The sequence below is a fragment of the Streptomyces sp. NPDC001858 genome, from assembly GCF_053594615.1.
The window spans coordinates 230,209-249,044 of the sequence record NZ_JBSFEV010000006.1 but is presented as its reverse complement, the minus strand read 5'-3'; the positions used below and the strand labels follow the sequence as shown (position 1 = coordinate 249,044).

The 18,836-nt window shown below is 67.9% G+C and carries 16 protein-coding genes; 9 read left to right on the top strand and 7 right to left on the bottom strand.

Features of this window, described 5'->3' with window-relative positions; genetic code table 11:
- Positions 1-5: 5 nt before the first annotated feature.
- From ACWCPF_RS11470 to ACWCPF_RS11460, 3 genes are read left to right on the top strand one after another with little or no spacing between them, the layout of a single operon-like run.
- A complete protein-coding gene (locus ACWCPF_RS11470) occupies positions 6-1,001 on the top strand; it encodes an ABC transporter ATP-binding protein (RefSeq protein ID WP_451044767.1) in 996 nt (331 codons plus the stop codon).
- Positions 1,001-1,804 (top strand): ABC transporter permease, encoded by an 804-nt coding sequence (locus ACWCPF_RS11465; RefSeq protein WP_451044766.1) that lies wholly within the window; start codon positions 1,001-1,003, stop codon positions 1,802-1,804. The genes ACWCPF_RS11470 and ACWCPF_RS11465 overlap by 1 nt, the downstream gene beginning before the upstream one ends.
- Before the next feature lie 5 nt (positions 1,805-1,809).
- Positions 1,810-2,610: an ABC transporter permease gene (locus tag ACWCPF_RS11460; protein ID WP_451044765.1), complete on the top strand. Its 801-nt coding sequence runs from the start codon at positions 1,810-1,812 to the stop codon at positions 2,608-2,610.
- Between the two features lie 341 nt (positions 2,611-2,951).
- Here the strand turns inward: ACWCPF_RS11460 and ACWCPF_RS11455 are convergent, their stop codons facing one another.
- Positions 2,952-4,244: an MFS transporter gene (locus tag ACWCPF_RS11455; RefSeq protein ID WP_451044879.1), complete on the bottom strand. Its 1,293-nt coding sequence runs from the start codon at positions 4,242-4,244 to the stop codon at positions 2,952-2,954.
- A gap of 159 nt (positions 4,245-4,403) precedes the next feature.
- On the opposite strand from ACWCPF_RS11455, the gene ACWCPF_RS11450 reads away from it, so the two are divergent.
- The 3 genes from ACWCPF_RS11450 (at position 4,404) to ACWCPF_RS11440 (ending at position 6,545) form a co-directional block, all read left to right on the top strand.
- Entirely contained in the window at positions 4,404-5,489 is a 1,086-nt protein-coding gene (locus ACWCPF_RS11450; RefSeq protein ID WP_451044764.1) for an endo-1,4-beta-xylanase, read from the top strand.
- A gap of 163 nt (positions 5,490-5,652) precedes the next feature.
- Positions 5,653-5,823, top strand: a complete 171-nt coding sequence (locus ACWCPF_RS11445) for a hypothetical protein (protein ID WP_451044763.1) — start codon at positions 5,653-5,655, stop codon at positions 5,821-5,823.
- 125 nt (positions 5,824-5,948) lie between these two features.
- Complete coding sequence (locus ACWCPF_RS11440; protein WP_451044762.1) at positions 5,949-6,545, top strand: TetR/AcrR family transcriptional regulator; 597 nt, start codon at positions 5,949-5,951, stop codon at positions 6,543-6,545.
- Between the two features lie 7 nt (positions 6,546-6,552).
- Here the strand turns inward: ACWCPF_RS11440 and ACWCPF_RS11435 are convergent, their stop codons facing one another.
- Positions 6,553-7,359, bottom strand: coding sequence for an isocitrate lyase/PEP mutase family protein (locus tag ACWCPF_RS11435; RefSeq protein WP_451044761.1), 807 nt, complete (start codon positions 7,357-7,359; stop codon positions 6,553-6,555).
- 157 nt (positions 7,360-7,516) lie between these two features.
- Complete coding sequence (locus ACWCPF_RS11430; RefSeq protein WP_451044760.1) at positions 7,517-7,888, bottom strand: VOC family protein; 372 nt, start codon at positions 7,886-7,888, stop codon at positions 7,517-7,519.
- A 207-nt stretch (positions 7,889-8,095) separates the two neighbouring features.
- Between ACWCPF_RS11430 and ACWCPF_RS11425 the strand changes: the two genes are divergently transcribed.
- A complete protein-coding gene (locus tag ACWCPF_RS11425) occupies positions 8,096-9,481 on the top strand; it encodes a hypothetical protein (protein ID WP_451044759.1) in 1,386 nt (461 codons plus the stop codon).
- On the opposite strand, the gene ACWCPF_RS11420 is transcribed toward ACWCPF_RS11425, so the two are convergent.
- Together ACWCPF_RS11420 and ACWCPF_RS11415 are read right to left on the bottom strand one after the other, a co-directional pair.
- Complete coding sequence (locus ACWCPF_RS11420) at positions 9,426-11,213, bottom strand: DUF2264 domain-containing protein (RefSeq protein ID WP_451044758.1); 1,788 nt, start codon at positions 11,211-11,213, stop codon at positions 9,426-9,428. The genes ACWCPF_RS11425 and ACWCPF_RS11420 overlap by 56 nt on opposite strands.
- Before the next feature lie 90 nt (positions 11,214-11,303).
- Positions 11,304-12,353 (bottom strand): rhamnogalacturonan acetylesterase, encoded by a 1,050-nt coding sequence (locus ACWCPF_RS11415; RefSeq protein WP_451044757.1) that lies wholly within the window; start codon positions 12,351-12,353, stop codon positions 11,304-11,306.
- A gap of 192 nt (positions 12,354-12,545) precedes the next feature.
- Here ACWCPF_RS11415 and ACWCPF_RS11410 point away from each other — a divergent pair, with 192 nt between their 5' ends.
- Complete coding sequence (locus ACWCPF_RS11410) at positions 12,546-14,228, top strand: rhamnogalacturonan lyase B N-terminal domain-containing protein (RefSeq protein ID WP_451044756.1); 1,683 nt, start codon at positions 12,546-12,548, stop codon at positions 14,226-14,228.
- Between the two features lie 7 nt (positions 14,229-14,235).
- Here ACWCPF_RS11410 and ACWCPF_RS11405 read toward each other — a convergent pair whose 3' ends face one another.
- Complete coding sequence (locus ACWCPF_RS11405; RefSeq protein WP_451044755.1) at positions 14,236-15,648, bottom strand: RICIN domain-containing protein; 1,413 nt, start codon at positions 15,646-15,648, stop codon at positions 14,236-14,238.
- A 1-nt stretch (position 15,649) separates the two neighbouring features.
- Positions 15,650-15,871: a family 43 glycosylhydrolase gene (locus ACWCPF_RS11400; RefSeq protein WP_451044754.1), complete on the bottom strand. Its 222-nt coding sequence runs from the start codon at positions 15,869-15,871 to the stop codon at positions 15,650-15,652.
- Between the two features lie 395 nt (positions 15,872-16,266).
- On the opposite strand from ACWCPF_RS11400, the gene ACWCPF_RS11395 reads away from it, so the two are divergent.
- A complete protein-coding gene (locus tag ACWCPF_RS11395; protein ID WP_451044753.1) occupies positions 16,267-18,522 on the top strand; it encodes an autotransporter in 2,256 nt (751 codons plus the stop codon).
- Positions 18,523-18,836: the final 314 nt, after the last annotated feature.

Sequence of the window (18,836 nt, the reverse complement as noted above, 5' to 3'; positions counted from 1 at the left end):
AACGAGTGATCGGCAGCATCGAAGTGCGCGGCCTGTCCCGCACCTTCCACACCACCGTCCGCCGACCCGGCCTCGTCGGAGGCCTGCGCTCCCTGGTCAACCCGGAGCGGGTCGCCAAGCACGCCGTCCGCGACATCTCCTTCGACGTGGCCAGAGGCGAACTCCTCGCCCTGCTGGGTCCGAACGGCGCAGGCAAGTCCACCACCATCAAGATGCTCACCGGCATCCTCACCCCCACCTCCGGCGAGGCACGCGTCGCGGGCGTGGTGCCGTACCGGGAAAGGGAGCGCAACGCCCGGAACATCGGCGCCGTGTTCGGGCAGCGCACCCAGTTGTGGTGGGACCTTCCGGTGCGCGAGTCGTTCGCGATACTGCGGGACATCTACGAGGTGCCGAAGGCAGAACATGCCACCCGGCTACGGGAGTTCGACGACCTTCTCGACCTCTCCTCCTTCTGGGACACCCGCGTGCGCCATCTCTCCCTCGGCCAGCGCGTGCGCTGCGACCTCGCCGCGGCGCTGCTGCACGACCCGCCCGTCGTCTTCCTCGACGAGCCGACGATCGGAATGGACGTGGTGGTCAAGGAGCAGGTCCGCGAGTTCCTGCGCCACCAGGTCGAACAGCGTGGTCGCACCGTCCTGTTGACCACGCACGACATGACGGAGGTCGAGCGGCTCGCCGAGCGCGTGGTGCTGATCAACCACGGCCGACTGGTCCTGGACGGCACCCTCGACGAGATCCGCCGCAAGTTCGGCTCCACCTGGCAGGTGCGGGCCACGCTCGCCGACCCGCACGCCGAGGTCGTGGCGCTGCCGGGAATCACGGTGCTGCGGCACGAAGGATCACGGGTGGTCTTCGGGCCGGACGGATCCGGCGCGCCGACGGTGCATCAGGCGCTGAAGTCGGTCGTCGAACGGTACGAGATCACCGACATAGCCCTGGACGAGGCCGAGTTGGAGGACGTCATGCGGGCCGCGTACGTACAGGCCGGGGACGCCTGATGGCCGTCCTGCGCGCCTGGCGGGCCGCCCGTGTCACCCCGCTCGGCGAGCTGTACACACCGCCCCGGATGACCGCCGCCCTGCTGCGGCTGGCCGTCCAGGTGGTGCTGGTGGCGTCCCTGTGGCACGGCCTGTACGCCCACACCGAAACCACCGCGGGAATGACCCGCGACCAGGCCGTCACCTACGCCGTGCTGGCCGTACTGGCGTCCCGGCTGAGGGAGTTGGACCAGTACACGGGCCGGGACACCGTGATCCAGCACATGCACTTCGGGACCATCGTCTACTGGTACCTACGCCCCCTCTCGCCCCAGCGCTACTACGCCCTGCGCGCTCTCGGCGAGCAACTGTACGGATTGGCCTGGGCGTTGGGCGGATACGTCGTCTGCCTCGCCGCCGGGGTGGTGGAACCACCCGAATCGGCCGCTGCGGCGGGGGTGTTCGCGCTGAGCCTGCTGCTCGGTCAGTGGGTCCTGTACTACGTGATGCTGGCCATCGACCAGCTGTGTTTCTTCACCCTGCGCAACAACGCCGCCATGCTGATCCTGATCTTCGCGCAGAACCTGCTGTCCGGGGTGTACGCACCGCTGTGGTTCTTCCCGGACTGGTTCATCACGCTCAGCAGCTTCCTGCCCTTCCAGGCCACGCTGAGCGTGCCGCTTTCGCTCTATGTGGGCCGCATCCCGCTGTCGGACGCCGGTCCCGCGCTGCTGATACAGGCCGCCTGGGTGGCGGCGCTGGCCCTGTTCACCCGGCTGGTGTGGCGGCTCGCCGCCCGGCAGGTCATCTCACAAGGAGGCTGACGCCCTTGAAGGCCATACGCCTCGCATGGCGGATCACGCGTCTCAACTTCCGCGCCCAGCTGGAGTACCGATCCGAGTTTCTGATGATGGTCGCGATCGGTGCGGTCTGGCAGGTCTCGGTGATCGTGTTCGCAACGGTGCTGCTGACTCGTTTCAGCGGAATGGGCGGCTGGGACAGCTCGGACGTGCTGCTCATCCCGGCGACCCGGATGCTCGCCCATGGTCTGTTCGTCCTCTTCCTGGGACGGGTGCATGGAATCGGTTACTTCATTCAGGAAGGCCAGATCGACGTCTGCCTGGTGCGGCCCATGTCCGTGCATCTCCAGGTCCAGTTGCGCATGTTTCCCACGAACGCCATCGGCGATCTCACGGTCGCGGTGGGTCTGATGGTGGGCGCGCTCAGCCGCAGCCACCTCGACTGGACAGCGGGGCGAACCGCTTACCTGGTCGCCGCCGTGCTCGGGGGCATGCTCCTCGAGGCGGCCCTGTTCACGGCGGTCGCCTCCGCAGCGCTGCGTTTCCCGGCCGCCGACTACTGGAGCCGCTGGCTGGAGGAACTCCTCGGCACGTTCGGCAGCTATCCGCTCAACGTGCTCCCCAAGGCGGTGAGCGGCCTCCTGACCTACGGCCTCCCCCTCGCGTTCGTCGCGTACTTCCCGGCCGCCGTCCTCACGGGCCACGGCGACGACACCGGCGTCCCCTACTGGCTGGCCGCGGCCTCGCCGCTGCTGGGCCTGCTGGCATACCTCGGCTCACGGCTGCTGTGGCGATGGAGCCTCGGGCACTACACGGGGGTGAACGGATGACGCCCGTGCCGGACGCGTAACGGGGGACGACTCATGGCCCCGGCCGCAGACGGCTTCGTTCGGATCACTTCCGTCGGCCGGGGCTGTCGTCGATGATGTCCACGTGACCCATCGCATCAACACGGCAATCTCGGCCTTCGGCGTCCTTACCACCATAATGCTGCTCGTCGGCGCCGTTCGTGAGTACAGGTCCGGGGCGTCAGCTCTCTGGATCGCGGCTGGAGGTGTGCTCTTCCTGGTCGCTTCCTGTGCGCTCATCCGTGACGTACGTCGCCTGCGCACAGCGCAGACCGCTTGACGGGCGGGCGTCGGCTGCCGAGCCCCGCTGCCGCGTTCCGACATCACCCCCGCCCGGCTCTCCGTACCGGTGTCGCCAGCGCGACGACCGCGATCAGCACACAGGCCCCGCCGGCCAGCGCCGCCACCGGCGCGGTGCCGTGCCGTTCCGCCGCCCAGGTCAGGACGGCCGCGCCGACCGGAGCCGCCGCGTACTGGAGGGTCCAGAAGGCCGAGGTGACCCGGCCCAGCAGCGGCTCCGGGGTCACCTCCTGACGCAAGGACATGGAACAGGTGCCCGCCACAGCGGCACCGGCCAGGAAGAGGGCGCAGAGGGCCCCGACGACGGGAACGTCCCGCGCCCACCCGAGTCCCGCGACGGCAAGCCCGCTCACCGCGACCGCAGCCGTCCAGGTCGGCCCGAAGCCGTACCTGCGGTGCACCCGCGCCACGAGCAGGGAGCCGACGATCGTGCCCAGCGCACCGGCAGCCATGACGGATCCGACCGTGCCGTCGTCATGGCCGAGGTCGTGTTTGAGGTGATAGATGACGAGGTCGTTCAGGCCGAGCGTGAGGAAACTGAAGACGAAGAGCAACGCCGTCAGCGCACGCAGCACGGGATGGCTGTACAGAAACACCATCCCGTCCCGCAGGTCCTGCCACAGTCCGGCCCGCTCACCAGGTCGTTGGGCAGAAACATTGCGCTCTGCAGAACGCTCACGCTCCGCAGAGCGTCCAATCTGCCGTTCCTTGGACCTGTCGTCCGGCGGCCGTCCACGGATCCGTACGACAGCGAGACACGCCGCCGACACTCCGAAGCTGGCCGCGTCCACGCCGACGGCGGCGGCCGGACCGGTCCAGGCGGCCAGCGCACCGGCACACACCGGGCCGAGCACGCCTGCCGCAGCGGCGGTCGCGTTGAGCCGTCCATTGGCCTCGGTCAGCTGCCCGGTGCCGACCAGGCCACGGACAACGGTTACGTAACCGACCGCGAACAGCATGCCGACGGCCTCGCACAGCGGCAGCACGGTGTATAACAGCCAGATCCGGGGCCCGAACATCCACACCAGCGGGATCAGCCCGTACAGCGCCATACGGACGAGGTCACAGGCGATGAGAAGTCGGCGCCGGTCGACCCGGTCCACGACCGCGCCGGCGAACACCGCCGCCACGACCGAGGCCGCCCCGCCGACCGCCGTGAGCAGGCCCATGCGGGCGAGCGAGCCGGTGACCTGAAGGACGAGCAGGGGGAGAGCGATCAGGGCGAAGGAGTCCCCGAGGAAGGACAGGGTCTGCGCGACCCAGAAGATCCTGAAGTCCCGCTGCCGCCAGAGCGGGAGACCGGTTTCCGAGGCGATGTCCCGTGGCCGTCGGAATCGACTGCCCCGCGCCTTGTACGCCACCCGCCCGGGCCCCTCTCCTGTACTCGGCGCCTCTCAAGTCCCCGGCAACCTTACGTTCGTCGGCGGCGACACACAGGTGAAGCGTCCGCATCCCCCACCTCTCGAGGAGCAGCCGTGCCCCACGCACCGGGAAGCCCCCGTCACCGGCGTCGCGCTCTGCGCCCCCTGCCGCTCGCCGTCGCGGGCGCGCTCATCGCGACGGCGACCGTAGCGCTGCCGCATCTCACGCCGGAGGCCTCGGCCGCCACCACCTTGCGCGGATACGCCGACGGTCGCGGCGTGAAGATCGGCGCGGCGGTCGGCGACGCCCCGCTGACCTCCGACGCGTCGTACGCATCCGTCCTGGACCGGGAGTTCAACTCGGTCACGGCGGAGAACGCGATGAAGTGGGACGCCGTCGAACCGAGCCGGGGCAGCTTCAACTGGGCCGCCGCGGATCGGCTGGTGGCCCATGCGGCAGCCCACAACCAGGGCGTACGCGGTCACACGCTGGTCTGGTACGCGCAGTTGCCGTCCTGGCTGAAGAACGGAAACTTTTCCGCAGCTGAGCTGAACACCATCCTCAAGAGCCACATCGACACCGAGATGGGTCGCTACAAGGGCAAGGTGTACGCCTGGGATGTCGTGAACGAGGCGTTCAACGAAGACGGGTCGATGCGCAGTTCACTCTGGCAGGACAAGCTCGGAACCGCTTACATCGCCAACGCGCTGCGCTGGGCGCACGCCGCAGACCCGGCCGCGAAGCTCTATATCAACGACTACAACATCGAGGCCGACAACGCCAAGAGCGACGCCCTGTACACGCTTACGAAACAACTCCTCGCCCAGGGCGTCCCCCTGCACGGCATCGGTTTCCAGTCGCACTTCGAGGTGGGCAAACTTCCGGCATCGATGAAGGCGAACCTGAAGCGGTTCTCCGACCTCGGCCTGGAGGTGTCCATCACAGAGCTGGACATCCGCATCCCGCTGCCCGCCTCGGCCGCCGAACTCGCCCAGCAGTCCACCGACTACAAGACGGCGAGTGAGAACTGCCTCGGCGTGCCGCGCTGTGCCGGCGTCACGCTGTGGGGCGTCAGCGACAAGTACTCGTGGGTGCCGGGCACGTTCAGCGGCTACGGTGCGGCCCTGCCGTACAACGAGAGCTACTCGGCGAAGCCCGCGTACACCGGGCTGTCGAACGGCATCAACCCGAACGCGTGAACTCGGACTCGGGTCGGATCCGGAGTCGTATCGAGGTCGGTTCGGTGCCGATCTGGGGCCGAATCGGCGTCCAATCGGGGTCGGACTCCTCCGTCCGAGTGGGCGGCACCGGTGCGGAACCAGGTCCGAAACCGCTCGGCGCAGCTCGTCGACGCCCCTGATCATGCTGAACGCGTCATGGCATGGCAGCGAACTGCCTCCGGAGCGGAGCGCCAGGACCGGCGTCGCGCTCACCGCCGTCACCCTCGCGACGCAGGACACGGCGTCCCGGTGGAACTGGCCGGCCGAACACATCGGCGTGCATCAGCGGACGATCACGTCGACAGGAGCGTGACACGGCGATCCAGGCACCCTGCCCGGTTTCTCCGGCGAAGCCCACCAGCCGTCCGGCCTCCGACCTGCGGAGCCCTTAGGATCCTGCGTGTTACTTCCAGGTCCGAGCGCACAAGGCGGTCCCTCATGCCACGAGTCGGCCTCACCACCGACCGCCTCGTCGAAGCCGCCGCTGAGCTGGCCGATGAAGTCGGTTTCGACAAGGTCAGCATCTCGGCACTGGCCCGACGGTTCGGAGTCAAGGACGCGAGCCTCTACTCACATGTCAGGAACCTCCGCGAGCTGCGGACCAGGCTCGCGCTGCTCGTCGGCGGCGAGATGATCGACCGGATCGCCGCCGCCGTCGTCGGACTCGCGGGCAAGGACGCGCTGGTCGCCTTCGCGGGGGCCTATCGCGATTACGCCCTGCGGTACCCGGGCCGGTACGCCGCCACACAGATCCGAATCGATCCGGAACTGGACCGGGAACTCGCGGCCGACTCCGCCGCCCTACGCCGAACCGCAGACATCACCTACGGGATGCTCCGCGGCTACGGTCTCGACGAGCCAGACCTCACCGACGCCGTCCGCCTGCTGCGCAGCACCTTTCACGGGTACTGCCTGCTGGAGGCAGGCGGCGGCTTCGGTGCACCCCGGGACGTTCAGCACTCTTGGGACAAGGCGATCGACGCTCTGCACATGGCTCTCACCCACTGGCCGCGGGAGCACGAAACCGGTACCTGACGGCCTGTCAGGCTTCCCAGAGATGGCGGGTGACGGCAACATCTGCACCGAGTCTCTCCACGGCTTCGTACGTCGGTGTACGACCAGCCGGTTGACGCCCGGCGCGGATCTCGTCCACCGCATCGAGGGCCGCCCCCAGCGCCCGCCGGTACAGAAACGAGCCCAGGCTGATACGGCTTACACCCAGGTCGGCGAGGTGAGCAATCGTCGGTCCGGTCGGCGAGTAGAGGATGTTGAGCGGCACGTCGAGTCGTGCGACGAGCGCGGCGATCTCGCGCGCCATGGTCAGGCCGGGAACGAACACTCCGTCTGCGCCCGCCTGCTGGTAGGCGTCGAGCCGGGAAAGCGTTTCGGTTTCGTCGTGCTCACCGAGCCAGTAGGTATCCGTGCGCGCGTTGACGAACAGGCCGGGCGCGGCCGATTTCACGGCCGCGATCTTCGCAGCGTGCCGGTCGACCGCACCCAGGCCGTCCTCCAGATTGATACCGACCGCGCCCACCGCCGCAAGGTGACGCGCGAACTCCCCGACCTCGTCCGGATCCTCGCTGAAACCGCTTTCAGCATCGACAGACAGCAGAAAAGGCTGCGAACCCAGGACCAACGCGAGCCTGAGAGTCTCGTCCCGCGTCGCCGAGGCTCCGTCCGGCAGTCCTGCAGCCGCCGCCACAGCGAGACTCGTCGTGCCGATGGCCTGGAAACCCTGGCCTGCCATCGCCACCGCCGAAGCGTGATCCCAGGCATTGGGCAGGAGCAGCGGAGTGCCGGCGTGATGGAGGCCTGCGAACGGGTTCGGAGTCGCACTGCGTACGCGCATACAGCGCACGCTAGAGGCGCATCGCTTCGGCCGCCGCCGAACGGTCTCCGCAGACCCACGCCGACCTGCGCAGACCAGTTGCTGTCGACCGGTTTCTGTCGACCGGTATCCGGCGAAGTCGCCCGATCCGCCGCGGACCCGTCCCGCCACCGCTGCCTCAGCCGGCGGCCCGTTCTCCCGCGCTGCGCTCCACGCAGAACTCGTTCCCCTCCGGGTCGGCGAGGACCGCCCACCCCGTGCCGTCAGGCCTGCGCTGGTCGTCGACGAAGGTGGCGCCGAGGGCCAGCAGACGCTCGATCTCCGCCTCGCGGGTGTGGTCCTGGGGCTGAAGGTCGAAATGGATGCGGCTCTTCTGACTCTTGGCGTCCGGGACGGTGACGAAGAGCAGACCCGCGCCCTCGATCAGCGCTTCCTCGTCTCCCGGGTTGTCGTCCTCATGAAGAGGCTGGCCGAGCACCTCGGACCAGAAGCTGCCCAGGGAGTAGGCGTCGGAGCACTTGATCGTCACGTGCCGGATAGCAGAAGTCATGACTGGATTCTTGTAGACACCGGTTACGCACGGCAACGCAGAATCCCTGTCCATTGGTCCGCGGCGCAGTCCGCTCTAGGCGTCCACCGGGCCGAAACGGGCTGGCCAGGTCCCCAACCTCGCCTCCCCGGCCACGTCCGTCACGTCGGTTTCACGAGCATCCCTGCGGAACGGCAACCTTCCGCTGCCCCGCGGCAACCACAGGCCATGACATCTGCACGACGCACGACGCGCCATCGCCGTATCCGCGCGGCCCGCAAGCCCGCGATCGGAGCGCTCGCGGCCGCCGGGTTGCTCGCCGGCGCGTGGTGGGCCACCGCCGGGGCGGCGACGACCTCCCCGAAGCTCACCCCCACCACGACCGCCGTCACACTCGCCGCCAAGTTTCCCTATCTGTCGGCTGGTTACAACAACACGCGGGAGTGGACGCGGACGACCACCGCGGTGGCCCCGAACGGCACGCTCCGCGTCGCCTGGCCCGCGGCGGACGGTGTCCACGTCACCCCGCTGACCGCAGCCGGGAAGCGTTCGGGTGCCGACACAATCGTCAAGGGCGCCAAGGAGGTGGGCGGCCTCGTCGCGCACAACGACGGCTTCGCGCTGCTCACCCGCGTCACCGACACGAACAAGTGGAAGGAGACGGCGGCCGCGATCGTCCGGTACACCGGTGCCAAGCAGACGTTCCGCACGAAACTCACCGGTACCGCTTCCCATGACACCGCCCCGCTGCTCGACGGACAGCTCACCTGGAACGGCACGAAGTACGGCGCCTACTTCGTCGTGCACGGAGCCGGCGGCTTCGCCGACGGCCACTACGGCGACAAGATGGCGTACGTCAGCGCGAAGGGAGCAAAGCTCAGTGGTGGTTGGAGCTGGGGTTGCAGCCACAACGAGGGCATCGCCCTGCATGCCGAGACCTCCGGCGCCTTCACCTCCGTCTGCTTCGACGACTGGCGCTCGGGGCTGTTCGTGTCGACGGGGATCGGGGCCCCGGACACGGCTCCCGTGGTGCAGCGCGAGCAGTGCTGGGCCGGATACTGCGGCGGTACGTTCCCCGGCCGCACCGGTGACCTCGTAAAGTCGTCCACCGGCCGTTACGTAACCGCTTTCGCCTCCCGCGGCGCCGCGTCGGCAAAGAAGAACCCGGACGACGCCAGCGGCCGCGGCTGGACGGTGAAGCCGAAGACGAGCACTCATCAGGTCGCGCTCGCCTTCATGAAGAACCGCAACTCCGGTCCCGGTAAAGCGGTGTATCTCACCAGCGCCGCCGGGACGGAGAACGTCAACGTCCACGTCGCGCCCTACGGCAAGGACCGTCTGCTCGTCTCCTGGGAGTCCCTGAAGAGCGCGAAGTGCGCGAGCGGGACGTGCACCGGCACCTTCACGGGCACCCACCTGCGTCTCGTCGACTGGAACGGAAAGTTCCAGAGCGCGGACACCGTGGTGAGCACCCGTGTCACCGGCGACATCGCGGTCCTCAAGGACGGGACGCTGACCTGGGCGTACGCCCCGGTGACGCCGACCTATGCGAAGGCGCTCACCGGGGCTTCACCGACCACGACCACGTTGCGGATCGCTCGTCTGAAGCCGTGAAGCGGAAGTGGGACTCCGCCCCCGTCCGCCAGCGGACGCTGAGGTCGTAAGCGCCGCGAGTGTTGTCGGACGCCACCCTCTGTACCTCCACGGAGACCAGTTCCGCGAGGGGCAGGGGGTCCGGCTCGGCCGTGAGACGAGCGAGCGCGACAAGGAGCGTGGCGGGGCCGTCCCCGAGCGCACCCGACAGCGGAGAGGTTCCCGTCAGCCCGTGCACCGGCACCAGGTCGACCCGCAGATCGCCGTCCCCGGGCCCGCGCACGTGCTCGTGCACCTCCCCGCTCGCCACCGGTGCCCAACCCGTGATCTGTACCTGTGTCCCGGGCGCCGCGCCGGCCACCAGATGCGCCCGCACCTCCACCGCGCCGTCGGCGACCACCAGGCTGGTGACCTCGGCGCCGGAGTTCAGGACGTATCGGGAGGCCGCCCAGCCCTCCCCCACCCCGAGGGGCACGATGCCCTCGCGGTGCGGGTCGCCGTCGACCAGGACGGCGTTGTCCGGGGGCGAGTCCAGCGGCCGCGTCACCGTGGAGTACGCGAACCGCGTGTAGTAGGGGTCGTAGCGGACGTCCTCACTGCCGTGGTTGTGCAGGCGCACCAGACCGTCGGAGCTCGTCGACTGCAGCAGCCAGTTGGGAGCGGAAACCGGTGTAACCGCATTCTTCCGTTCCACGGGTCCGGGCTCCTCCTGCGCCGTCCACACCTCGTGTTCCGGCGGAAGCAGCAGGCCGAGGAAACCCTTGCTCGCCCAGTAGGGGGAGGCCGGTCCCGAGTATCCCTGCAGGACCGACTCGTCAGGGCCGTGCCAGCCGAGGGTCAGCAGGCCTCGTTCGTCGACCGCGTCCCGTTCCAGAAAGTACTTCAACGCGCCCGAGGCCAGGCGGCGGGTCTCGCCGGGGGCCAGTGGGGTGTGGCCGGTCAGGGCGCCCAGCCACAGGGGTGCGGTGGTGGCGAAGCGGTAGGTGAGGGAGCGGCCCTGGTGCATGGGGGCTCCGTCGCCGCCGAACAGACGGGCGTAGTCGGCGAGATGCGCTTCGAGTCGGCCGCCGTAGCGGGTGAGCAGGTCGGGGTCGTCGGCCAGCCAGGCGTGCAGAACCGGGTAGAGGTGCATCGCCCAGCCGTTGTAGTAGTCGAAGGCGCGGCCGGCACCGTCGGTGTACCAGCCGTCGCCGACGTACCACTGCTCGATGCGCTCCAGGCCGCGGTCGATCGCCTCGTGGGAGGCCTCCGGCTGGTGGCCGATCGATTCCAGGAAACCGCCTACCGTGACCGGGAAGAGCTCCCAGTTGCAGGGCCAGGGTTCGGCGGTCAGCGCGTCGCCGAGCCAGTCCGCCGCGCGCTGTCGCACACCGTCGTCGAGGCGGTCCCAGAGCAGCGGACGGGTCAGTCGCAGGGCGAGGGCGATCGACGCGGCCTCGACGAGGGGTTGACCGCGGTCCTCGATGCGGGGCCAGACGCCGGAGACGCCGGCCGCAAGACCGTTTCCGTAACGCTCCAGCGCCGTCTCGTCGCGGCGGAAGGCGGCCAGCAACAGTGTGCGGGCGTATCCCTCCAGACCGTCGGAGAGGCGTCCCGACCAGCTCTCTTTGCTGCCAGGAAAGTGGTAGAGAGCGTAATCCTCAGTGGCGTACGGCTCCACCGCGGCGAGCAGGGCGTCGGCGGTCGTCTCCCAGTGGGCGCGGGTGTAGCCGGTACGGGGGCTGCGGGCGGTGTCGGGCGGGGGCAGGTGCATCTGTTGTTTCTTTCGTTCGCGGCCGAGTCGGAGCCTGGGAAGGCCAGGACCTGGGGGCGTCCCGGTTCCGGTCGGGGCGCCCCCAGGCGTTCATCCCACCCGCACGGTGCCTCTCGGCACCAGCTGCTGGGCGACGAGTTCATCGCGGACCAGGCCCGCGTAGACCGTGGCTCCGTTCACGGAGGTGTGCGTGTTGTCGCGTTTCTCGTTGTAGAGGTAGAGCGCCTTGGAGCCCTCCACGCCCAGGGACTCCACCAGTGCCTTGGTCTTGGCGGTGAGGTCGATGAGCGGAACGTCCCGCGCGGCGGCCACCGAGCGGATGACTGCGGGATGATCGACGCCAAGTCCGTTGACCAGCAGGGCTGTTCCGTTGTTCAGCGTGCCGTCGGCGTTGAACCAGCGGCGCACGATGGGGGTCACGAGGACCGGACGGCCGCCCTTCTCCCGTACTCCCGCGACCAGTGTCTCGAGGTTGGCACGATACGTCGCCTCGTCGGTCGTCTTGTCGTTGTGAGCGAGTTGGACCAGAACGAGGTCGCCGGGGCGGATCAGCGGCTTAACCGTGTCCCAGAGTTGCGGGTTTCCCAGATACGTGACCGTACTCTCGCCGGAATCCGCGTAGTTGGCGATCGATACCCCCTTGCGCAGGTACTGAGGCAGCTGCTGCCCCCACCCGGTGTAGGGATCGGTGGGCTGGTCGCAGACCGTGGAGTCGCCGATGAGGAAGATCTGCCGGGCGTGCCGGGCACGGGTGACCCTGATGTCGGCCAGGGCAGGCGCCGAGCCGCCGAGCACCAGGTCCAGGCCGGGAGTTCCGTCGGCTCCCGTCGGCTCGCCCTCGGGGCTGCGGACGTCGACGGTGAAGCTGCGGGTGATGCGTTCTCCGGCGGAAACGGCTGTCTCTTGGAGCAGCGCGCGCCGGGTCTCTCCACTGACCACGGTGCTCGACTCGGAATCGCCGCCGAGGACGACCCGCACGTCGTAAGAGCCGGGCGGGACGTCGAAGTGGCAGGAGGTGGCGGTGCAGTTGTCGATGCCGAGGGGCACACGGCCGCCCTGGGCGTGAGCGGCGGCGGGTACGGCCGTCAGACCGGCGGTCAGGGTCAGCGCCGCCAGCACGGCGATGTTGAAACGTCTCACTTGCGGCTCCTCCGTCACGGCAACAGGGGCTGGCGGCTGGACCGTACATCCTCTGGCAAGCGCTTTCTAGACCTTGGACCGATTTCACAAGATTGCCAACCTCCGGCAAGCGAAAGCCCTTTCGCGAAATCGATTCAACTGTCACTCTCTCAGGCACCCGCACCCCCACACCCCTCCGAAGGAGGCACCCCCATGTCCGGAACCGAGAGCCCCAGGCCGGTCCGACGCCGCACCTTCGTCCTCGGCACCGCAGCCGCCGCCGGCTCGGCCGCGCTCGCCGGGCCGCTCGCAGCCCCGGCCGCCGCGGCGGCCTTCGGCTACACCGACGACGGCTCGAACTACGTCGTCGACACCGGCGCCAACCTGGTCTTCAAGGTCAGCAAGACCACCGGCGATCTGACCTCGCTGGTCTACCGCGGCACCGAGTACCAGGGCTACGGCGGAATGAACTCGCACATCGAGTCGGGACTCGGCAGTTCCACCGTCACGATCACGCAGTCCGGCTCGACGATCCTGATCTCCGTCACGCACGGCACGCTCAAGCATTACTACGCGGCCCGCAGCGGGGAGAACCACGTTTATCTCTGGACCAACAAGGCCGACACGTCCGTTTCGGCAACCCGTTACATCGTGCGCGTCAAAGCAGGCCTGTTCCTCAACGACGAGCCCGACTCCTACACCTACACGACCAGCACCATCGAGGCTTCCGACGTCTTCGCGAAGTCCGACGGCCAGACCCGCTCCAAGCACTACTCCAAGCTGCGCGTCATCGACTACAACTACATCGGCTGGACGACGGGCAGCGTCGGTCTGTGGATCGTGCGCAGTAACCATGAGAAAGCCTCCGGCGGCCCCTTCTACCGCTCTCTCCTGCGCCATCAGAGCGCCGACGGCGGTGGCCTCTACGAGATCCTGTACTACGGCCAGAACCAGACCGAGGACCAGCGATTCGGCCTCCAGGGCCCCTACGTCATCGCCTTCACGGACGGCGGCGCACCCTCGTCGTCACTGTTCCCGGGAACCCTGACCACCTCCTGGGCGGACTCGCTCGGCATCTCCGGATACGTCGGCGCGAGCGGCCGGGGCCGGGTCGCGGGCGTCGGCATCACCGGGCGCAACACGGCCTACCCGTACACGGTCGGGCTCGCCAACTCGGCGGCTCAGTACTGGGGTTCGGCCCGGGCGTCCGACGGATACTTCTCGATCGCGGGGGCACTGCCCGGGACGTACACGCTGACCGTCTACAAGAGCGAGCTGACTGTATTCAGTACGCAGGTGACGGTATCCGCGGGTGGGACGACGACCCTGAACTCGATCGCCGTGCCGTCCTCGAACGACCCGGGCACCGCAAGCGCGATCTGGCGGATCAACGACTGGACCGGCACGCCGAGCGGCTTCAAGAATGCCGATCTCATGACCTACGCGCACCCGTCGGACGTACGGGCTGCCGCCTGGACGGGCAACGTGGTGATCGGCAGCGGCAGCGAGGCCTCGGCGTTCCCCTGCTACATCTGGAAAGACGTCAACAGCGGCCTGCTCGTGTACTTCAGGCTGACGGCGGCCCAGGCCGCCGCCGCACACACCCTGCGCATCGGCGTGACGACGGCCTACGCCAACGGACGTCCGCAGATCGTCGTGAACGACGCGTGGACCTCCGCGATCCCCTCCCCGCCCACCCAGCCGAGCACCCGGTCGCTGACGAACGGGTCCTACCGGGGCAACAACTACACGTTCACCTACAGCATCCCCGCGAGCGCCTGGCTCACGGACACCAGTCAGTACAACGTGCTGAAGATCAACGTGGTGAGCGGTTCGGGGTCGACTTCCTATCTCAGCGCAGGCACGTCGATCGACGCGATCGACCTGCTTGCCTGACGTAACCTCACGTTCCTCGTGTCCACTGCTGGTTGGTCCCTCCGTTGCAGGTGTAGGTGATGACGGCTGCGGAGTTGGCGGTGGACGCGCCGTTCACGTCGAGGCACTCGCCGCTCGCGCGGGAGATGACATTGACGTAGCTGCCCGACGTCGTCAGCGACCACTGCTGACTGGTGGCCGTCGCACTGCAGTTCTCCTGGCTGACCGTGCTCGCGTTCTCCTGCACACAGAGGGAGCTGTTCCTGACGACCAACTGGTAGTAACCGCTTCCGACCGACTTGAACCAGTACTTCTGGTTGTTGCCGCCGTTGCAGTCGTACTGTTTGATCTGGGCGCCCGCCCAGAGGGACTGGCTCGTGACGTCGGCGCACTTGTTGCTGTGCCGGGCGATGAGCGTGTTGTACGTGGCGCTCGTACCGGTAACCGTTCCCACGGCCGTGTCGACGGTGATCTCGGGGAACCAGGACATCGACAACGAGGTGGACGTCGGGAAGGTCAGCGGCAGCCAGACGTACCTGGAGTCGTTGACGGTTCCGCCGAAGGAGTTGCCCCAGCGGTCTCCCAGATACAGGTAGGTAGTGCCCGAAGTCCCCTGGACGGGAAGGACGTACGCGGTCTGGGAGCCGTACGTCGTGGAGTCGCCGACGTTCGTCATGGCGGACCAAGGGCCGGCGAGGGAGGTCGCCGTCGCGTACTGCTGCTGATTGGGACTCCAGCCGGTCGCGCCCGAAGTGAGCATGAAGTAGACGCCGTTTCGCTTGAACAGCGCCGGGGCTTCGCGATGCCCTCCGTGCCAGGGGTCGGCGACCAGACTTGCGATACCGGTGTAGTCGTCGGTGAGCCGATAGATCTGCAGGTCGTAGTTCTCGCGGGCTGCAGAGACCATGTAACCGGCTCCATCGGTGTCCACGAAGACCGTGATGTCACGCGACATGTACTGGCCGAGCGGCTGGAAGCTGCCCTGCCAGGTGTAATTTCCGTCGATGGTGTCCGAGACGGCGACAGCAGCCCGGGCCTCGCTGTAGTCCGTGCCGTTCTCCTTGTGCATCCACATCACGAACTTGCCGGTGGACGCGTTGTACATGACTTTCGGGCGCTCGATGTTGGCGACGGCCAGCTCGGAGTCGCTCGACTGGGTCAGGACATGGTTGCGGAACTCCCAGTTCTTGAGGTCGGTGGAACGGTAGGCGTCCACGTAGCGGAAGGTGTTGTCGGCGTTGCGGTTCTCGCCGAACCAGTAGTAGTAGGAACCGACTTTGAGGAGCCCGCCGCCGTGGGCATGCACCGGGCTGCCCGAAGTGTCGGTGAACTGGGTGCCGTTGGCGATGGTGACGGGTGCCGCGTGGGCCGGTCCCGCGGTGGCGAGGGCGCCCACCAGCGCCAGACAGAGGGCGAGCAGGGTCGCGTACGCACGTCTCATCTCACGCACTCTCCTTCACGGTATCGGCGACGAGGACGCCGAAGTCGAGGGTGCCGTCCGGGTTCCAGCCGACTGTCTGGATCCGGGTGTGGCGGTTGGGGTCGTTCAGTGGGTCGTCGTCGATCTCCCGGTGCCGACTGGCGTGGTGGAGCAGCAGGTCGGTCGCGCCACCCTCGGCCACCGAGAACGACTCGCGGCCCGGCGCCCAGATGTGCGCGCCCACGTCACCGGTGGCGTGCGCCTCCGGATGACGGACTCGGAAGCGGGGCGAGTCCCGGTAGCGCCGGGGAACGACGCAGCACGATCCGGTGATAGTCGGGGTGGGTCGCTGCTAAGTAGTAGAAACCGTTGCCATGGCGGTGGACCTGGGGGCCTGCGGGGCGGGGAACGAGCGGGCTGGGGTACACGCGTTGTCTCTCGAGCGAGGGGCGTTCGGAACATCGAACGAGATATGGAATGCCGAACGCCGAAAAGGTAAGGGCGTGTTACGAGCAGGTCAACGGGTCTGACGAGACTTGATGGAAAGCCCTTTCCGGAGTTCCGGCGGGCGCGCGGTCCGCTGGGCCGCGGGACGCCGGGACGGACTCTCGGATGGAGCGAATTTCTGTTATCAGCGACATGCCCGCGCGTCTCCGATGCGTGCGCAGCCATCTCCACACCTCAGCCGCAGCCGCCGGCGCCCTCGCGGCCGTCGCGGCCCTCCTGGTCACCGCTCCCCCGGCCGTGGCCGCCGACGCCAGGGACATCACCGCCGACGTCCTCGCGAACCGGGACGTGACACTCACCGGCGACACGGTGATCACCGTGCCTGCCGGAGCGACAACATACGAGGGCGTTTTCCGCGGTCAGGGAACGCTTACCGTGCGCGGCGGCGGAACGCTCGTGCTGAGCAAAGACAGCGACTTCACCCTGCCCGAGTCACGTAGGCGCCAGGTGGTGCGCACACAGGGCGGAAACCATCCGTACACGACGGTCAGCAACCCCGACCCGCCCGCGATCACAGTGGAGCGCGGAACGACCCTGCAGTACGGCACCGGTGGAGGTACAGGGCTGATCGGGCACTTCCCCTACGACACCCCCGGGTACCGGCTCAACCAGCTCAACGTCCGCGTCGACGGGACCCTGCGGCTGTCACTGACCCGCACTTTCAACATCGGCACGATCAGCGGGTCGGGCCTGGTCACCCAGCCCCGCAACATGTGGGGCACCCTCGACCTGGCGGGCACACACCTCTTCTCCGGGGTCATCGACAACGGCACCGGCATGGCGGTCGGCCGCCCTGAGTACCCGGTGTCGCTGCCCAACGCCCGGGCGATCCTGAATCAAGGATCCTGGATCATCGACACCCCGCTGCATCAGACGATCACTCTGCGGCAGGACTTTTACCAGCGGGAGTACGGCAGCGACGTCAACGTCCACACACGACCCGGCAGCAAGGTCGTCCTCACAGGGCAGTACAGCTACAGCGACCAGGGCGGCGATAGCGCACCCTCACTTAGCGATCCGGATATCAACTGGCGTGCGGTTCCACACCAGTTGAACAAGCGCGGCACCAACATCGAGGGTGCGAACGTGCAGTGGGGCGACGGCACAACGCACAAGATCTTCATGCCGGGAACAAAAGACACCGTTTACATCAATCTGCACGAAGCCAGCGGACGTCGGTCCCTGCTGACCTTCGACTACAACGGGCCGGTCACCCTGGGCGCGCCGATCGGGGGCGGCAAGTACCACGACACATTGGCCTCGCCCGGTGCCGGCGATGTCGTCATAGCCGGCACCAAGGGCAACGACGTCACCTTCGCAGCCGCGCAGTACTACGACGGTTCGACCACCGTGGAAAAGGGAGCGATCCTGCGACTGGGATCGGCGCAGGGAGACGGTTCCCTGCTCACGGACACGGACCGGCGCCGCATAGTGAACGACGGCACGCTCGTCGTGCACAACGCAAAGAATGCGCTCTCATTGTCCCGACTCGGCGGCGGGGGCTCGCTCGTCCAGTCAGGGACGGCGACGACGACCCTCACCGGCTCTGCCGTGACCTACACCGGAACGACGACGGTCGAGCAGGGAACGCTCGCTCTCAAGGGTGGAGCAACACTCGCCAACAGCCGTGCGATCCGGCTGACGTCGGCGGGGGCGCGACTGGACACCGGCGATATGGCGCTGCGGGTGACAAGCACACTCAGCGGCAAGGGGACCGTGCAGGGTGCCGTGATGAACGAAGGCGTGGTCACGGGCGGGCTGACGGTGGCCGGCTCCTACACGCAGAACGACAAGGGTCAACTGGTCCTGGTGGAGGCACCCTTGAAGGTGGGCGGCAAGGTCTCCCTGGACGGCGGGCTCGACCTGTCCGGCGTAGAGAAGGCCGCGAGGACGGGGGCCGGGGCAGGAACGGCGGCCGCGGAGGAGGAAGGTGCTGGTACCGCTTTCGATAAGTCTTCCGACTCGACCGCTAGTGATACCGCTTCCAGTAACGTCGACGCCAAGACTGGGAAGACCCCTGTACGGGAGATCACCGTACTCAACCACACGGGTAATACATCCACCACAGGCACCTTCGACGGGTTGCACGAGGGTGCCGAGGTGAAAATCGCCGACACCGTTTACCGGATCAGCTACAAGGCCGGCGACGGCAACGACGTGGTCCTGACGGCAACGACCGCGAGCCGCTCGGCAAACGCACACGGGCGAGCCGCATCGGATTCCGTGATGGGCGCACCGCGCAACGTCGGCGCAGCGGAGAGCGGCGCGTTCGGCTGGTGGCCGTACGTCCTGGCTGCCGGGCTGCTCGGTGCACTGCTGGTCCCGGCGACCAAGCGAACTCGGGGCGGAGGACGGCGTCGAGGCGGACGGCACTCGGCGCGAGGGTGACGACTCGACTCGCAGGCCATGGCCCATCACGCGACTTGCTGCTGACCATCCACCCGACTCCCCTGCCCCTGCAACGCCTGCGGTTGCGCAACCATGACATCCCGTCAGCGGGCATTCAGGGTCTGTGTGAAACCTGGCACCGAGGCCAGCATGCGTGCGTCGGACGACACCATGTGCCCACCCCGGTAACCCAGTTGTTCTTCGTCAGTCAAAAAACGACGCTGTCGGCACCGTCCGCACGCACGTTCGCCGACCACGGGTCGAGGTGACTCAAGGCGCGCGCGGGAGGCTCTCGATGGTGTCGAGGAACCACT

Bases quoted from the DNA above. Each gene is read 5' to 3' on its own strand.
- ACWCPF_RS11465 (WP_451044766.1), top strand. From the start codon at position 1,001: ATGGCCGTCCTGCGCGCCTGGCGGGCCGCCCGTGTCACCCCGCTCGGC.
- ACWCPF_RS11445 (WP_451044763.1), top strand. From the start codon at position 5,653: ATGCTGAACGCGTCATGGCATGGCAGCGAACTGCCTCCGGAGCGGAGC.
- ACWCPF_RS11440 (WP_451044762.1), top strand. From the start codon at position 5,949: ATGCCACGAGTCGGCCTCACCACCGACCGCCTCGTCGAAGCCGCCGCT.
- ACWCPF_RS11435 (WP_451044761.1), bottom strand. From the start codon at position 7,359: ATGCGCGTACGCAGTGCGACTCCGAACCCGTTCGCAGGCCTCCATCAC.
- ACWCPF_RS11430 (WP_451044760.1), bottom strand. From the start codon at position 7,888: ATGACTTCTGCTATCCGGCACGTGACGATCAAGTGCTCCGACGCCTAC.
- ACWCPF_RS11425 (WP_451044759.1), top strand. From the start codon at position 8,096: ATGACATCTGCACGACGCACGACGCGCCATCGCCGTATCCGCGCGGCC.
- ACWCPF_RS11420 (WP_451044758.1), bottom strand. From the start codon at position 11,213: ATGCACCTGCCCCCGCCCGACACCGCCCGCAGCCCCCGTACCGGCTAC.
- ACWCPF_RS11410 (WP_451044756.1), top strand. From the start codon at position 12,546: ATGTCCGGAACCGAGAGCCCCAGGCCGGTCCGACGCCGCACCTTCGTC.
- ACWCPF_RS11405 (WP_451044755.1), bottom strand. From the start codon at position 15,648: ATGAGACGTGCGTACGCGACCCTGCTCGCCCTCTGTCTGGCGCTGGTG.
- ACWCPF_RS11395 (WP_451044753.1), top strand. From the start codon at position 16,267: ATGCCCGCGCGTCTCCGATGCGTGCGCAGCCATCTCCACACCTCAGCC.